The organism is Tautonia sp. JC769 (assembly GCF_040717455.1).
In the GTDB taxonomy this organism is placed as follows: domain Bacteria; phylum Planctomycetota; class Planctomycetia; order Isosphaerales; family Isosphaeraceae; genus Tautonia.
The window spans coordinates 68309-83902 of the sequence record NZ_JBFEFH010000023.1; the positions used below are offsets into that span (position 1 = coordinate 68309).

At 68.6% G+C, this 15594-nt stretch carries 12 protein-coding genes; 3 read left to right on the forward strand and 9 right to left on the reverse strand.

Going from position 1 to position 15594, the window contains the following annotated elements:
• Nucleotides 1-9: 9 nt before the first annotated feature.
• Entirely contained in the window at nucleotides 10-2118 is a 2109-nt protein-coding gene (locus AB1L88_RS20205; protein WP_367098500.1) for a sodium-translocating pyrophosphatase, read from the reverse strand.
• Nucleotides 2119-2586: 468 nt separating this feature from the next.
• Complete coding sequence (locus tag AB1L88_RS20210) at nucleotides 2587-3309, reverse strand: DUF1080 domain-containing protein (RefSeq protein ID WP_367098501.1); 723 nt, start codon at nucleotides 3307-3309, stop codon at nucleotides 2587-2589.
• 357 nt (nucleotides 3310-3666) lie between these two features.
• Here AB1L88_RS20210 and AB1L88_RS20215 point away from each other — a divergent pair, with 357 nt between their 5' ends.
• On the forward strand, nucleotides 3667-4137 hold the full coding sequence (locus tag AB1L88_RS20215; protein WP_367098502.1) for a quercetin 2,3-dioxygenase: 471 nt from the start codon (nucleotides 3667-3669) through the stop codon (nucleotides 4135-4137).
• Between the two features lie 169 nt (nucleotides 4138-4306).
• On the opposite strand, the gene AB1L88_RS20220 is transcribed toward AB1L88_RS20215, so the two are convergent.
• Nucleotides 4307-5074 carry a methyltransferase domain-containing protein gene (locus tag AB1L88_RS20220; protein WP_367098503.1) on the reverse strand — a complete coding sequence of 256 codons (768 nt, stop codon included), beginning with the start codon at nucleotides 5072-5074 and terminating at the stop codon, nucleotides 4307-4309.
• 579 nt (nucleotides 5075-5653) lie between these two features.
• On the opposite strand from AB1L88_RS20220, the gene AB1L88_RS20225 reads away from it, so the two are divergent.
• Both AB1L88_RS20225 and AB1L88_RS20230 read left to right on the forward strand, forming a co-directional pair.
• Nucleotides 5654-6730: a hypothetical protein gene (locus tag AB1L88_RS20225; RefSeq protein WP_367098504.1), complete on the forward strand. Its 1077-nt coding sequence runs from the start codon at nucleotides 5654-5656 to the stop codon at nucleotides 6728-6730.
• A 185-nt stretch (nucleotides 6731-6915) separates the two neighbouring features.
• Nucleotides 6916-8223 carry a 6-phosphofructokinase gene (locus tag AB1L88_RS20230; RefSeq protein WP_367098505.1) on the forward strand — a complete coding sequence of 436 codons (1308 nt, stop codon included), beginning with the start codon at nucleotides 6916-6918 and terminating at the stop codon, nucleotides 8221-8223.
• A gap of 56 nt (nucleotides 8224-8279) precedes the next feature.
• Here AB1L88_RS20230 and AB1L88_RS20235 read toward each other — a convergent pair whose 3' ends face one another.
• The 6 genes from AB1L88_RS20235 to AB1L88_RS20260 form a co-directional block, all read right to left on the reverse strand.
• Nucleotides 8280-9251: a tetratricopeptide repeat protein gene (locus AB1L88_RS20235; RefSeq protein WP_367098506.1), complete on the reverse strand. Its 972-nt coding sequence runs from the start codon at nucleotides 9249-9251 to the stop codon at nucleotides 8280-8282.
• Nucleotides 9252-9384: 133 nt separating this feature from the next.
• The gene (locus AB1L88_RS20240; RefSeq protein ID WP_367098507.1) at nucleotides 9385-9834 is read right to left on the reverse strand and encodes a hypothetical protein; all 450 of its coding nucleotides are present in this window, start codon (nucleotides 9832-9834) and stop codon (nucleotides 9385-9387) included.
• A 239-nt stretch (nucleotides 9835-10073) separates the two neighbouring features.
• Entirely contained in the window at nucleotides 10074-11348 is a 1275-nt protein-coding gene (hemA, locus tag AB1L88_RS20245; RefSeq protein ID WP_367098535.1) for a glutamyl-tRNA reductase, read from the reverse strand.
• 5 nt (nucleotides 11349-11353) lie between these two features.
• On the reverse strand, nucleotides 11354-12235 hold the full coding sequence (gene ccsA / locus AB1L88_RS20250; protein ID WP_367098508.1) for a cytochrome c biogenesis protein CcsA: 882 nt from the start codon (nucleotides 12233-12235) through the stop codon (nucleotides 11354-11356).
• Between the two features lie 279 nt (nucleotides 12236-12514).
• Nucleotides 12515-13657: a hypothetical protein gene (locus AB1L88_RS20255; protein WP_367098509.1), complete on the reverse strand. Its 1143-nt coding sequence runs from the start codon at nucleotides 13655-13657 to the stop codon at nucleotides 12515-12517.
• Nucleotides 13658-14291: 634 nt separating this feature from the next.
• Nucleotides 14292-15446, reverse strand: coding sequence for a hypothetical protein (locus AB1L88_RS20260; protein WP_367098510.1), 1155 nt, complete (start codon nucleotides 15444-15446; stop codon nucleotides 14292-14294).
• Nucleotides 15447-15594 lie beyond the last annotated feature (148 nt).

Sequence of the window (15594 nt, forward strand, 5' to 3'; positions counted from 1 at the left end):
TCGGGAGGTTCATTCGAGGTCGAGTGCCGCGGGGCCCGGGACCGAGAGCGACTCCTCGGCGGTGTCATCCATCAAGAGCGGCGGGGTCGATTCGGCCGACACCGGGGTCGGGTCGACCAGCCTGTCGCCGATCAGGCTGCCGAAATCGACGAAGACGGGGACGAACACCAGGGCCACGATGCTCATGAGCTTGATCAGGATGTTCAGGCTCGGGCCGGCGGTGTCCTTGAACGGATCCCCCACGGTGTCGCCGACGACCGAGGCCTTGTGGGCGTTGCTCCCCTTGCCGCCGTGCTTGCCCGTCTCGATGTACTTCTTGGCGTTGTCCCAGGCGCCTCCCGAGTTCGACATCATCAGGGCGAGCATCACCCCGCTGGCGAGCGTGCCGGCGAGCATCCCGCCCAGCGCCTCGACCCCGAGGACCAAACCCGTCGCCACCGGGGCGAACACCGCGAGCAAGCCCGGCAGGATCATCTCCCGGAGGGCACCTTTGGTCGCGATGTCGACGCATCGGGCGTGATCGGCGACGCCGGTCCCTTCCATCAGGCCGGGGATCTCGTGGAACTGGCGGCGCACCTCCTCGACCATCGCGAAGGCGGCCCGGCCGACGGCCGTCATCGCCATGCTGCTGAACAGGAAGGGCAGCATCGCGCCGATCAGGAGGCCGATCACGACCCTCGGCTCCGAGAGGTTGATGCCGGTCAGCCCCGACTGGGTCGTGAAGGCGCTGAACAGGGCCAGCGCGGTCAACGCGGCCGAGCCGATCGCGAACCCCTTGCCGATGGCCGCGGTGGTGTTGCCGGCCGAGTCGAGGGCGTCGGTCGTGTGGCGGACCTTTTCTTCCAGCGCTGCCATCTGGGCGATGCCGCCGGCATTATCGGCCACGGGGCCATACGCGTCGACGGCCAGGGAGATGCCGAGCGTCGACAGCATGCCGACCGCCGCGATCGAAATCCCGTACAAGCCTCCCATCCAGTAGGCGACGCCGATGGCCACCGACAGGACAAGAATCGGCCAGGCCGTGCTCCGCATGCCGACGGCGAGGCCCTCGATGATGTTCGTCGCCGTGCCGGTCAAGGAGGCGTTGCTGATGGCCTTCGTCGGGCCGAACTGGTAGCTCGTGTAATACTCGGTCAGGAGGCCGATGATGACGCCCGCCACCAGGCCGGCCAGGCTCGACCAGAACAAATCGAGGTCGCCCAGCTCGTACTTCGCGAGCAGGAAGGTCCCGATCGCGACGATGACCGAGGCGATGATGGTCCCCCGGTGCAGGGCCGCGTTGATGTGGGATTCGTCCCTCGTCTTCACGAAGAAGGTGCCGATGATGCTGGCGACGATCCCGACCGCGGCGATGGCCAGCGGGAACAGCACCCCTTCGGCCCCGTAGGCGATCGCGCCGAGGATCATGGCCGAGATGATGCTGCCGACGTAACTCTCGAACAGGTCGGCCCCCATGCCCGCCACGTCGCCCACGTTGTCGCCGACGTTGTCGGCGATCACCGCCGGGTTGCGGGGGTCGTCCTCGGGAATCCCGGCCTCGACCTTGCCGACGAGGTCGGCCCCCACGTCGGCCGCCTTCGTGAAGATGCCGCCGCCGACCCTCGCGAACAGGGCGACCGCCGAGGCGCCGAAACTGAAGCCGAGGAGCCAGTCCAGCCGGTCGCCGTTCGCCTCGACGCCGAAGCCGAGGTAGAGGCACAGGATGCCCAGCAAGCCCAGGCCGACGACGCTCAGGCCCATCACGCTGCCGCTCTGGAAGGCCACGTGGAGGGCGTCGTTGAGGCTGGTCCGGGCGGCTTCCGTGGTCCGGACGGCGGCCCGGGTGGCGATCTGCATGCCGATGTTGCCCGCCACGCCGCTGATGACCGCCCCGACGACGAACGAGAGGGCCGTCCCCCAGGCGATGAAGACCCCCAGCAGGACCGCGATCGCCGCGACGAAGAGGACCAGGAACTTGTATTCGCGGTGGAGGAACGCCTTGGCCCCGTCGCGGATATAGCCCGAAATCTCCTGCATCCGCTCGTTGCCGGGGCTGTGCTTCAAGACGGCCAGCGCGGTCAAAACAGTGAAGACCAGCGCCAGCACGGCGACGCCGATCAACAACGCAAAGGTCAACATCGACCGATCCTCTCTCTCTCGGTTCGTCCAACGGAGGGGGCAGGAAGCCACCATGATGGGATCAAGACGCAAGCAAGCCACACGTCAGATTCAATCACGAGTCATCCAAGGGTCGAGCTCCAGGCCTGAGACGGACACCATCACGGACAGATAACGTATCACGATCGGGAATCGGTCGGTAGACCGCCGGCGATTTTCCTTGACAGCCCGTTGTCGAATCCAAACATCCGAGCACCCTGGAACTCGATTGGGGTTGCGCCCCGCCCCGCCCTGCCTCCCGAATGACGGCGGGCGGGGTCCGACGGAATTGCCGACATCAATGTCAGGGGGGCAGGCCTCCGGGAGATCCCGATCCGCTCGGGGGACGCGTCCCCTCGGATCGTGATCGGCCGGAGGCCCGACGCGATCGGCCCGTTGCCAGGCCCTGCCGATCGGGCCTTGAGGTCGGGCGTTTCGAATCCGCCTCGGTCAGGGGAGCTCTCGGATGCGGAGCCCCTCGAACTCGATCGGCGAGCCTTCGGATTCGAGGCAGAGGTAGCCCGTGGCCGGCTGGCTGTTCATCCCCCCGGAGACCTCCTTGCCGTTGACCCAGAGGCGGACCTCGCCGTTGATGGCCCGGATGTAGTAGTGGTTCCACTCGCCCGTGGCGAGCGTCCGCTCCTCGCGAGGGAACCCGCGCGAGCCGTCGGGAGAGGTCGGCTCGTACGGGGTCATGGTCGAGGTGCCGACCGGGAAGACGTCGCCGTGGGTGGTGAACCAGTCCCCCTTGCGGCCGGTCCGCTCCTCGTACTGGGTGGCGAAGGCGGGGTCGAGCACCTGCACCTCGATCCCCCCCCGGGGCAGGCTGCCACGCTCGATCCCCTCCAGGGCCTCGGGCGGGGCCCAGACGAACACCCCCGAGTTCCCGGCGGGCTTCATGTGCCGCCAGCGGACGACCAGCTCGAAGTTCGTCAGCGGCTCCTTCGACCGCGTCACCCCCACCGGCTGCCCGGTGCAGCGGATCAGGGTGCCGTCGAACGACCAGGTGTCGTCGTCCGTGTTGACGTTGACGAAATCGTCCGCGCCGAGCGCCCGCCAGCCGGGGCCGGTGCCGTCGATGATGGCCTGAGGGGCCCCTTCGGCGTGCTCATTGACGAGGGTTGCCGGGGCCAGGGCGAGCAGGCCGGCCAGACCGATCGAGAGTTGAAGCATGGTGTCGGGTCCTTGGGTGATGCCTTGCGATGCGACGACACCTCGGAGCCGGTTCGACCAGTCTCGGCCCCCCACCCGGGGGCCTTCGGCGGAGCGTGCATGGAGCATCCGGGCCGCGTCGGCTCGGTGTCGATCGTCGCCCGAGTGTCACCGAGGGCCGCGCCCATCGCAACCTCCCGGTGCCCCCGGCGCCCATTGAAATCGAGTGGAGTTGTCCCTTGACGCGCCGAGACGCCCGATCCCATGATCCCCGCGTCCCGTCGGTCGGGCGATCGGCGAGCGTTCGGCGCCCCCTCGTCGGCACACGACCGACGGCACCAGCTTCCCCCATCAGACGCCCTTGAGGGCCGAATTCCGATGCGAACCGGCGAAATCAACGCGGGCGAAGGCCCGTCGGTCTGGGTCGTGGGCGATCGCTACACGATCAAGGCCTCGGGAGTCGACACGGGAGGGGCGTTCTCGCTGATCGAGGCCTGGGTCCCTCCCCAATCGGGCCCCCCGCCCCACATCCATCATCGCGAGGACGAGGCGTTCTACATCCTCGAAGGATCGCTCGAATTCCACGCCGACGGCCAGGCCTTCCGGCCCGAGCCCGGCTCCTGGATCACCCTGGCCAGGGGGAGCCTGCACGGGTTCCGGAACGTCGGTGACGCTCCCGCCCGGATGCTGATCCTGACCACCCCCGCCGGGCTCGAACGGTTCTTCCTGGAGGTCGGCCGGCCCGCCGCCGCCGGGGACGAGCCGGCCCCTCCGACGGAGCAGGAGATCGAGCGCCTGCTGGAGGCCGCTCCCCGCTACGGCCTCGAGATCCGCCCGCCGGGCCGCTGAGGGAGCCCTCCGGGTCGGCCCTCGTGATCGGCGATCCCCCGAGCCGTCGGCGGGTTCGATGGCCCGGGAGCGTGGGAGATCCCCGTCGATCTCCATTGTCTATTGCTCCCGCGCCCCCGCCGCATCAGTAGCCCGGGGAGACGCGGGATGTCCGACCGGCCAGGGCGGCTCAGCTGTCCTGCTTCATGAAATCGATCGGGATATCGGCATTCTTCCGGCCTGCGACCGCGTAGTAGTACAACGGTTCTCCGGTGATCGAGAGCCGGTGGCGATAGCGTTCCAGGTGGTACAGGTCGAGATACTTCGAGAAGATCAGTTTCCGGATCATCCGGGAGAAGCCGCTCATGTCGTCCTCGTCAAGGAACGATTCCTTGATGTTGAACGCCACCCAGGCTTCCTTCTGCAGCAGGTTGACCGCGGAGATGAACGCCCGGGGCGGGATGTCCCCGAAGCCGAGCGCGGCGACGGTGGTCAGGCAGTCGAGCGACCAGGAGTGGATCTCCTCGGTCTCGTCGTCCGAGAGATCCGTCAGGTCGGCCACGTAATACTCGTCGTAGACGCCCGGCCGGTCGCGTTCGGTCGCGGCCGCGGCATCGGGGATGATGTCGATTCCCACCACCCGCGACACGCCCATCGTCTTCAGGTTCTCCCCGACGATGCCGTTGCCGGCCCCCAGGTCGAGGACCCGGAGCTCGGACAGGTTGTCCTTCGATTGGTCGACGGCGGCCCTGAGGATCTCGCACACCTTCTTGTGGGAGATGCACTTGAGCCGATCGTAGAAGAGTTGCTCGTAGAGGCCGGGAATCTTGTAGATTTCGTCGTAATCGTGGAAGCGAATCTTGCGTTTCGAATCGCCCGTCATCAGGTAGAAGAACGCTTCGTTCTGCGCGAGGTCTTGCTTCTCACGGGGAAACTGGATGCGATGGCGTTTCGTCATCTGTGTGTAATTATGAAAAAAGGAGGTTTTGGAGGTGATGGAAACCGGTGCTCGGCGTTGAACACCCCGACGCCTGGACGACCGCGGAGATCAGGGACGCGTCCGATACCCTGACCGCGCCATGGTAACGGGTCGAGGCCCGGGAATCGAGCCGATTTCGAGGGGAGGCCGTTGAATTCTTGCATTTTTCCTTTTTAAGAATATCTTGTTGTGTTTGATCGAACGCCCTGCCCGTCGCCCCCGGAGGCGTCCCCGGGACGGAGCACGGGCCTCGGCAGACGGCCTCCGGACGGCCCCGGTGTCCCCGGCCATCGGGCGAAGGCCGATCGAGCATTCGCGCATGACCCATCCCGTGCTTGGTGCGATCCGGAGCGGGGCGCGGAGGCCCGGGCGCGACCGACCGCCCGGCATCGCCCCTCCGGGATGGCCGAAGGACCTCGATCGACCGGGGCAAGACGCCCCAGACGCGCCAGGCCCCCCAGGTTTCGTGCCTGTCGCGATCCCGGCTTGCCAGGAACGGCGATCCGTGGTACGTCCCGGTCAGGGGCAGGATCTGGCGATGGAGCAGGAGCCGTACCAGTGTCGATGACCGAGGCCGAGCGGCGACCCCCCGAAGGGGCGGATCGCCTGGTGGTGACCCCCGAATCCGCGATGGTCGGCCAGCCGCTGCGACTGGCGGTGATCGGCACCCCTCGGTCCGGGAACACCTGGGTCCGGGGGCTCTTCGCGTCGCTCTTCGGCCTGACGGAGCTGGCGGTCGATCGTGCCGGGCAGCTCGACTGGGATCGGCTCCCCCCGCGCTGCATCCTCCAGATCCACCAGTATCCCGACCCCGAGTTCGATGCGCTGATCGAACGCCACGGTTTCCGGGTCCTGACGCCCGCGCGGCACCCGCTCGACGTGATGATCTCCGCCCTGAATTACGCCCAGCATACGCAGGCCGCGCCGGAATGGACCGACGCGACCGGCTCGGCCCGGACCCTCCGGGGGGCGACGCCGATCAGCCTCGAGTTCCGGCAGTACGCCGGCATCTCGCACCCCGGCGCCGTCCTGTCGTTCAGCCCCGCCTGGTGGGGGCGTCCGGGGGTCGTCCAGGTGCGCTACGAGGACCTGGTGGCCGACCCGATCGCCACGCTCGCGAGGCTGGCGCTGCAGGTCGACCCTCGGATCGTCCGGCCCGTGGAGGAGGCGGTCGGCTACTTCACGATCGATGCCCGACGCTCCAACCTCCGGGTCTGGCAGTTCCACTTCGGCCTCGGCCGGCCCGGGATCTGGCGCGATCTGATCCCGAGCGAGCTGGCCCGGTCGATCGCCGACCAGCAACGCCCCGCCTTCGAGGTGCTCGGCTACTCCTGCGATCCCGACCCGACCCTCGACCTGCTCCAGGCCGAGCGGAACTGGTACCGCCTGCAGACCCTGCTTCTCACCCGCCACCTGGCCGACGAACGCCAACGGCTGCACGATGCCCGCTCTCAGCTCCAAAGCCTGGCATCCCAGGCCTCGGCAGGCCCGGCGATCGGCCCGGCGAGCCCCCCCCCCGAGCGATCCGTCCGGCCCGATGCCCCGCGGCCGAGACGTGCCTCGTCCTGGAGTCGCCGCCTCGGCCGGGGCGTCCGGCAATGGTGGACGGGCCACCGCGCGACCGCTCCTCGCTGATGCTTGCCTGCGGGCGTCATTCGATGCCGATCGATGCCGATCCAGGCCGCCGAACCGGTCGGGGCCGATCCCCGGGGGCGACCCCGTCGGACGGTCTCGGTTTGCGCAGTTCCAGAGCAGCTTCGGATTTCGGTATGATGCCCTGGATTCTCGATTTATCCTCCGCAATGTCCTTTGGAGTTCCCATGACTGCGCAGAACCAAGGGGGCGGCGATCCGTCCCCGATTCGTCGAGTCGCCATCCTGTTCGCCGGCGGGCCCGCCCCGGCGGCCAATGCCGTCATCTCGACGGCGGCCGCCTCGTTCCTGAGGCGGGGGATCTCGGTCGTCGGCATCCTCAACGGCTACTCGAACCTGGTCGAGTTCGGCCCCGATCGGCCGTTGGTCGAGGGCAAGGACTACATCACGATCGACGCCCAGCGGCTCCGACGCACCCGGAACAGCCGGGGCATCATGATCGGCACGGCCCGGACGAACCCCGGCAAGCACGTCAACCACCCCGACGACCTGGCCAATCCCGAGAAGAACGCCCCGCTCCGCACGGCCCACGCCGCCCTGGCCTCGCTCGGGGTCGATGCCCTGGTCTCGATCGGCGGCGACGACACCTTGAAGTCGGCCAACAAGTTCCGCCTGGTCCAGAAGCACCTGGGCGAGGGCTCGCGGCACATCCGGGTCGTCCACGTCCCCAAGACGATCGACAACGACTACCTCGGCATCGACTTCACCTTCGGCTACTTCACCGCCGTCGAGACCCTCGCCGGGGAGATCCGGAACCTTTTGGCCGACGCCGAGGCGACCCGGGCCTACTACCTGGCCGAGACGATGGGCCGGTCGGCCGGCTGGCTCGCCTACGGCGCGGCCATGGCCGGCGAGGCGAGCCTGGTGCTCAGCGTCGAGGACGTCGCCGGCCGGTTCGAGTCCCAGGAGACGACGACCGACCCGAACACCGGCGAATCCAGGACCCGGAAGATCATGAACCTGCCCGAGGTCGTCCGCCACATCGTCTCGGCGATGCGGACCCGCGAGCGCGAGGGCAAGGAATTCGGCGTGATCGTCCTGGCCGAGGGGCTCGCCGAGTTCCTCCCGTCGGAGTACCTCCAGGGGATCCCCCGGGACGACCACGGGCACATCTCGATCGCCCAGGTCGACCTCGGCCGGACCTTCTCCCGACTCGTCTCCGAGCAGTTCAAGCAGGAAACCGGCAAGTCGCGCAAGGTGACCGGCCTGCAGCTCGGCTACGAATCCCGATGCGCCGCCCCGCACGCCTTCGACGTGTTGCTCGGCAGCCAGCTCGGCGTCGGGGCCTATCGCGCCCTGGTGGAGGAGCATCGCGACGGCGTGATGATCTCCGTGGCCGGCCAGCTCGACCTGAATTACGTCGACTTCGATCAGCTCGTCGACCCGAAGACGCTGATCACCGTCGTCCGGTTCATCGAGCAGAATTCCGACTTCCACCGCCTCGCCCGCTTCCTCGAGACGCAGATCAGCGAGTGATCGATCCCCGAGGGCCCCGCCGGTGGAGCCACCGGCGGGGCCTTCGCCGACGACGATCAGGGGCGGCCCGGCGCCTCGTCGCGCAACGCCAGGGCGGCCCGAAGCGTCTCCGCCTCTCGACCCCAGGCCGAGGCCAGACGGGTCAATCCGACCGATGCGCAGAGATCGGCCAGGTCGTCGAGCGCCTCCGGGTCGTCGATCGCACGCAGGGCGTCCGCCAGCCGTCGGCCGAGCCGATCGGGCTCGAGACGCTCCCGAAGCCGATCGACGACGGCGGCCTGACGCCGGGCCTCCTCCGCCTCGCCCTGCATGGCCAACGCCCGGGAGAGCCTCGATCGGAGGCGCCAGTCGTGGGGCGTCGCCCTGAGCAGGATCGCGATGGCCTCGATCGCGCGATCGGGGCGGCCCTCGAAGTCGAGGTCGAGGCGGGCCTGCAGCCGCAGCCGTCTCGGGTCGTCGGCCGCCGAAGGGGGCCAGGCCTCCAGGAGGGATCGCGCCTCGTCGATCCGGCCCGAGTCGAGCAGCGCATCGATCGCGGCCCCTCGGACGCCGGGGTGGTCCGGGAACCGGCCCAGGAGCGTCGTCAGGTCCTCCAGGGCGGTCTCCGCCCCGGCGCCGGATCGGCCGATCCGAGGCCGATCGGTCGGCGGAGGGGCCGCCGACAGCGATCGGCGGAGCAGGGCCACTCGGGCGTCAACGTCGTCGGGATCGGCCTCGATCCGCCGTCGCAACGACGCGGCCCCCTGCCCTTCGGGGACGTCCGCCAGCAGGGCGAGCGTCATGGCCTTCAGGATCGCCGGGCGCCCTCCGGGCGAGACGGAGCGATAGGCGTCCCACCCGGTCATGACGGCGTCGATCGGACGGTCTTCGACCCTCAGGTGGTCGATCCGCCGGAGCCAGGCGGCCTCATCCCCGGCCATTGCCCGCGGATCTCGGCCCGTCGGGGCGAACTCCGGGCCACCGGGGCCGTCCGCGACCGGCCGGAGGGCCCAGGCGATGCCGACGCCCATCGCCACCAGTCCGATCATCGCAACCACCGAGGGGCGGACCCGTACCCTCGGCGCCTGCTCGGGAGGGGCAGTCCGCGACGGCCGGCGGGGATGAGGTTGGGATCGGGGGCGTCGGCGGGGCATACGGACCGAGGCAATCGAGGGGCGGGGCTTATTCGAAGTCGTCGAGGTCGATCGGGTCGGGCGTCTCGAGCAGGCAACGCTCCAGGAAGCGCGGCAGGAACCGGCTCACGAAGGCCGAGACGGCGATCTGGGTCTTCGGGTTGTCCATGCCCCAGATGCTGACCTTCAGCTCGCCCAGGTCGGGGTCCATCTGGATGAAGTACTGGTCCTCGACCGCCAGGGAGAGGGGGAGTTCCTCCAGCCATCGGTGGGAGAGCAGGTTGACCCCCGGCCCACCGAGCGAGATCGTGGGCATCTCCTGGAAGACCTCGTCGTGCAGCCATCGCAGGTCGGAGACGACCCGGACCTGGAACCCCCCCGCATCCTCGAGGGTCCCCAGCGTGCGTTCGATCTCCTTGCGGAGGTAGTAGGCCAGCGGGCGGTCGACCTCTTCGGCCCTCAGGTGGCTGCCGGTGACGATCAGGAGGAGTCGTTTCACGGAGGAATCGGCCATGACAGGCCCCCGAATCGGAGCGTGACGGACCCGGCCGCGGGCAAGGGGCCCCGCGGACCGGTGCAATCGGTCGCCCGGTCGGGCGGCATTCTGAGCGGGACGGGGACGTGCCCCGTTCGATGATCATGCTACGAGTGATCGCCCCGCCCGACAAGTCACCGGCGGCGATCCCCCCGATCGGCCGCGGCGTCCGATCCGGGCGGGCGGCCGTTCACCGCGAGGCTTCAGGCGCCCTCGCGCAAACCGAACAGGTGGCGTACCGCGTCGATCAACGATCGCCCGGAGCCGTCGGACACGGTCGAGGCCGATCGGAGGGCGGTCCTCGGGTGGTGCAGCAGTTGGTTCTGGAAGCGGTGGAGCGTCTGGGCGATGGCCTTGCGGTCGCTCTCGTCCAGGTTCGGCCGGGAGGCGAACAGCCGGTCCAGCTCCCGGACCCGGACCGCGTCGGAATAGTCGCCCAGTTGCCGGAGGATCGAGCCGGCATGGTGCCGGTGCCGGATCGCCTCGACGCAGGCCGCCGTCTCCTCGCTGACGATCGCGGAGGCCGTCTCGACGGCTCGGAGCCGCCCCTTGCGGTTGGCGTCGGCCTCGGCCTGGAGGTCGTCCACGCTGTAAAGGTTGGCCATCTCCAGCTCGTTGATCCTCGGGTCGAAATCGCGAGGGACGGCGATGTCGAGGATCAGCGAGAGGCGATACCTCCGTGCCTTCAGGACCCGGGCATACAGGTCGTACGAGACGATCGGCTCGGCCGAGGCCGTGGTGCTGACCACGACATCCGCCTGGACGAGGGCCTGATACAGCTCGTCGAACGGCAAGGGTTCTCCACCCCACGAGGCCGCCGTGTCCCGGGCCCGGTCGAAGCTCCGGTTGGTGACGAGCAATCGCCCGGGCTTCAGCGGGTCGAGGTGTCGGAGGGTCAGCTCGGCCATCTTGCCGGCGCCGATGACCAGCACCGTCTTGTCCTGGAAATGGTCGAAGACCCGGCGGGCGACGTCGACGGCCACGCTGGCGATCGACAGGCGGCCTCGGTCCATGCCGGTCGCCTCCCGGACGCGCTTGCCCACCCGGGCGGCCTGCTGGAAGACCTCGTGCAGGATCGGGCCGACCGTGCCGGCCTCCTTCGCGGCCTCGTAGGCTTCCTTCACCTGCCCCTGAATCTGCCCCTCGCCGATCACCAGGCTCTCGATGCTGCTCGTCACCCGGAAGGCGTGCTCGATGGCCTCCTCGTCGTGGTAATCGACCAGATGCGTGGCGAATCGATCGACGGCGATTCCGTGGAACTCGGCCAGAAACTGGGTCAGGTCGCCGACTTGCGGCATCAGTTCCGGATCGCCCGCGACATACAGCTCGACCCGGTTGCAGGTGGACAGGACGACGAACTCGATGTCCGGGAACCGGGCCTTCATCGCCCGCAAGCCCTCGCCTCGCTTCGGGCCGTCGAACGCCAGGGCCTCGCGCACTGCCTGGGGCGCCGAGTGATGATCCACCCCCAGAGCCATCAACTTCACGGCGACACCTCCAGGCCCTGGCCGCCGCCCGCGCCCCGGGCGACCCCATGGGCCGTCGGCAACAGCAGGTCGACGCCCAGCAGCGTGAACAGCATGAAGGCGAAGGCCAGGACCGTCAGCAACATCACGCGCTTCCCCCGCCACTCGGGCCGATAGCGGACGTGGAGCAGGGCCGCGAAGACGACCCAGAGCCCCGCGGCGCTGATGACCTTCGGGTCGGACCAGTCCAGGACGGCCCGGCCCTCTCGCCTCGACCCCGCGTTGAGCGCGATCCCGATGGCCAGGCCCGCGGTGAGCATCGGGAAGGCGAGCGTGATGGCCGCCCGGTTCCACCGCTCCGATTGCTCGAGGCTCGGCAGGGCGATCCCGAACCGCTGCGGCCGCTTCCGCTTCAGGCGGTCGGCCTGGGCCAGGTACATCAGGCCCGCCAGGAAGGCCACGCAGGTGCTCACCGCGCCGAGCAGGAGCAACAGCCCGTGGATCGTCCCCCAGACCGTCTCCCAGCCGCCCAGCCGGGTCCAGTCGGCCCGGGCCTCGGCCGGCATCGCCACCGCCGTCGCCAGCAAGGCCAGCACCAAAGGGAGCACGAACACCCCGATCGCCGACGGCTTCGGCGCCCGGAAGGTCAGATACAGGCCGATCCCCGAGAGGATCCAGGCCAGCACCAGCAGCGAGTGGAAGACCGTGCCGATGGGCACCTGCCCCGCTCGCCAGGCGAGATTGGCGAGGAAGGCCGTATGCACCACCCACCCCAGCGCCGCCAGGCCGACCGCGGCGTGCCAGCGCACCGGGACCCGGAGGATCAGGCGGGCCAGATCCGCGGCCAGGGCCAGACCGTAGGTCCCGGCGAAACAAAGGACGCTGAGGCGGTCGATCATGGCGGGGAGGTACGGGAGGGAGGGCGGGGGAAACGCCGGGTCGGGGCGATCGCCCGGGATCGACGCGAGAGACCCGCGGCGGTCCCCGCTTCAGGCCCGGCGCCCGACGTTTCTCGAATTATAATGGCTCCGGCCCGCCTCGCCCAGCAGGGAGTACAGGCTTCGGGTTCCGAGCAGGCCGATCAAACGGCTTATGCCCGCCCGGGTTTCGAGGCCCGTCGCGTCCTCCCTCCGACCGGCGGGTCGTTGTTTGAACTCCTCGGCACCCGAGGGCCGCGATCAGTCGGACCCGGGGCCGATCGGCTCGAGCACCACGTCGTCGATCCAGACCGCCGCCGGGCCGTTCCCCTCGCAATCGATCAGGAACCGCAGTTGCATCGTGGTGGCGAGCGGATCGGATCGGAAGCGACGATCGACCAGGACCCATTCCCCCAGGTCGGGCAGCTCTTCGACCCGCTTGGCCTGGGTGAGCACCTGATACGAGTTGGGCACGTCCTTGTACTGCTTCAGCTCCATCCGGACCTTCCCGGTCGAGTCGCTCGACCGGAAATAGCGGAAGCTGAGCCGCATGGGGGCGTCTCGCGGGACCTTCAGGTCGCGGAACTGGAAGGACCGGTAGCCGGACAGCGCGGCGTCGAGGTAGAGGCTGTCCGGCGCGGAGAAGTAGACGCGGGGGTCGAGCCGCTCCTCGGGAATCGGGCTGAGACGGTCCATCGCGCGATCGGGTGCGATCGGCCGGTCGAGGTCGAGGCGGTCGCGGAAGGCGGTCGGGCCCATCCGCAGGTTCACCTCCCGGCTCCCGAGCAAGGGTTCGGACAGGCCATACAGGTGATGGCAGTGTTCCAGGCGGAGCCGGACCCCGAGGACGGCCCCCGGCTCCAACTGGATCGGCTCCAGGGGGGTCTCGATGGGGGCTCCCGGCGCCGGGTCCTCGGGCGTCCCGACCGCCTCGGGCCAGACCTGGAGGGTGGCGCGTTCGTGGCACGCAAGGGTCGGGTCGTCGTGCTCGATCAGGCAGGTGCTCGATTGCAGGACGTCGCCCGAGCTGAGCGAGTGCCGGGCCCGTCGGGGAAGGCCGTGCCCCTCGGCCCGGGAGTTGGACGCCCAGCCCTCGACGGTGCAGAAGTAGGATTCCGGATCGAGCCGAAGCGTGGTCGGCTGGGCGTTTCGCAGGCGATAGTCGATCCGCCAGGTGAGCCAGCGTCGTCGGTGATCCCCCTGCTCCCCTTGCTCGGGACGGACGAGCGAGATCGACCGCTCGACCAGGGTCAGGTGGGGTGGCTCGGGCCGCTGGACCGACCCGTCGTTCCCCGCCTCGACCGCCGGGGGCACGATCAGGAGCGCGAGGAAGGGGCCCAGGCCCTTCGAGAATCGAGTATCACGAACCTTCCGGGAACTCCGTCTCGGTCGACCGATCGCCATGACAGTTCCTCCGCGTCCGTGGAGATAACCTCCCCCTCCCGCATCCGTTGGGGGAGTGAGCCGGGTGACGTCGTCACTCAAATTCAATCAGTGCGCGGGAGGGATCACACCGATCGATGACCGGTGTGATACGAAGAAATCCGAATTTCAGCAATCGAAGTCTTCGATCGGGGACGACCGTCGTCCCCGAGCATCGTCAGCGGACCCGACGCGGGCACCCCCGGTCCGGTGCCGGGGCGGCCCGATGCGAACCACCGTCAACCATCAACCAGCAACCGACTTCGCTCGACACGGTACCTGGCCCGATCGGCGGCGATCGGGGACCGTGCGGGTCGTTCTGTCGCGAACAAAAAACGAACCAGGGAGAGGGGCGGCGTGACTGTTTCGCATCTGCGTCGCGCTACGTCACGTCACGCCACCTTCAAACAATACGGGGGAATCTCCGTCGAGGGGCCCGGAAGGACCGAAACAGGAGAGGCCGGGGTCGTGCTGCAACAGCCCCCAGGACCCGCCCGACCGTCCCGAACGATCGGGACCTGCGGTCGAGGCCGGCGCTTGAGGAATAAAGGGGGGGGGATTTGAAGAAGCTTACGTCACGCTGGCCGAGGAATGTGGATGCAGGGGCGTCGGGCGGTCAGGAATTGACGTCCTCGATCTGCTCCCGCTCCTGATCCAGGGCCTTGCGGAGGGCCCGGAACTCGATGCCGGTGATCCACTCGCGGTACGGGCGGACTACGTCGAGCAGGGCGTCGTCGGGGGGGCCGTAGCCTTCCAGCACGCGTGCCAAAGTCTCCCGGAAGCGATCGGCCTTCACCTGGGGGTCGTCGTAACGCACGAGGAGCAGCGCCTTGAGATGGTCGAGGGCCTGCTCGGAGAGGCGACGGGTCTCCGCCCCCTGGGCGTCCTCCTCGTCCTGCTCGTCGTCCTCGTCGAATTCCGGGGCGTGGCCGTTCTGGGGATGGGGATGGTGGCGGCGGGCGTCCTCGGTCGCCTGGCGGAGCGACTCTTGGGCCTCGGTGATGTAGAGGTCCCAGTCGGCCGAGAACTGGCGATTGAAGGCCTCGATGTACCCCGGCTCGTACTGCTTGGACAGCATGACGAGGCGTCGGAAGATGCTCTCCAGCATGTCCCTCTCGTCCTCGGCGGGGCCGGCATACTGGAAGCGTCGGAGCCGGCCGATCCAGATCCGCATCTGGGCGTACTGCTCGCGGCGGTCGAGCTGGCCGAACATCGCGGTGGCCTCGTCCACCTCCCGGGCGAACGCGCGGACCTGATATTCGGGGAAATGCTCCTCGGCGATCATCGCCAGGCGATCGCCCTCCTCCATCTGCTCGTCGGCGTGGACCTGCAGGCGTTCCAGCTCTCGCCTGACGTGGTGGTAGCGGTCGAGCGCGGCCCGGACCTCGATGCGGGCATGATCGAGGGCGTCCTGGATGTCCTCGAGCTCGGCCTGCGCCTCGACCCGCCTCCGCTCGACCTCGACCCGGGAAACCTCGATGAGCCGTTCCGCCTCGTGGAACTCGGCCTCGCCCATGAGCGAGCGGTTCTGGGCGGTCCGTCGGATCAGTTCTCTCAGGAGTTGCTCATCTCCCTCGGCCAGTTGCAGCTCGCGCTGTCGGGCGGGGCGGACCTGGTTGGCCCGCGCCTCAATCGATCGAATCGTCTCCTCGGTCCGCCGTAATTCCTCGGCGGCGAGTTCCAATTCTTCCGTCAGCTCCTGGGCCCGGGTTTTGGCTTCCACTCGCCTCAGAAGATCGGCGAGCTGTCCGAGAGGAGAACCAGTACTCATCGACCACCAACTCCTTTCCCGTTCAATGCGCTCAGGCGAGACTAGGTTCTAGCGGAAACACGATCATCAGACTAGAGAAAGAAACGCCTCAAGTCAGACCGGATCTCATCCAGAAGAACGTCACCGTGAGTTGCAAGACACCGTAGAG

What these genes read in the sequence shown, in the direction of transcription:
- AB1L88_RS20205 (WP_367098500.1), bottom strand. Translation starts at nt 2,118, where the DNA reads ATGTTGACCTTTGCGTTGTTGATCGGCGTCGCCGTGCTGGCGCTGGTC.
- AB1L88_RS20210 (WP_367098501.1), bottom strand. Translation starts at nt 3,309, where the DNA reads ATGCTTCAACTCTCGATCGGTCTGGCCGGCCTGCTCGCCCTGGCCCCG.
- AB1L88_RS20215 (WP_367098502.1), top strand. Translation starts at nt 3,667, where the DNA reads ATGCGAACCGGCGAAATCAACGCGGGCGAAGGCCCGTCGGTCTGGGTC.
- AB1L88_RS20220 (WP_367098503.1), bottom strand. Translation starts at nt 5,074, where the DNA reads ATGACGAAACGCCATCGCATCCAGTTTCCCCGTGAGAAGCAAGACCTC.
- AB1L88_RS20230 (WP_367098505.1), top strand. Translation starts at nt 6,916, where the DNA reads ATGACTGCGCAGAACCAAGGGGGCGGCGATCCGTCCCCGATTCGTCGA.
- AB1L88_RS20235 (WP_367098506.1), bottom strand. Translation starts at nt 9,251, where the DNA reads ATGATCGGACTGGTGGCGATGGGCGTCGGCATCGCCTGGGCCCTCCGG.
- hemA (WP_367098535.1), bottom strand. Translation starts at nt 11,348, where the DNA reads ATGGCTCTGGGGGTGGATCATCACTCGGCGCCCCAGGCAGTGCGCGAG.
- ccsA (WP_367098508.1), bottom strand. Translation starts at nt 12,235, where the DNA reads ATGATCGACCGCCTCAGCGTCCTTTGTTTCGCCGGGACCTACGGTCTG.
- AB1L88_RS20255 (WP_367098509.1), bottom strand. Translation starts at nt 13,657, where the DNA reads ATGGCGATCGGTCGACCGAGACGGAGTTCCCGGAAGGTTCGTGATACT.
- AB1L88_RS20260 (WP_367098510.1), bottom strand. Translation starts at nt 15,446, where the DNA reads ATGAGTACTGGTTCTCCTCTCGGACAGCTCGCCGATCTTCTGAGGCGA.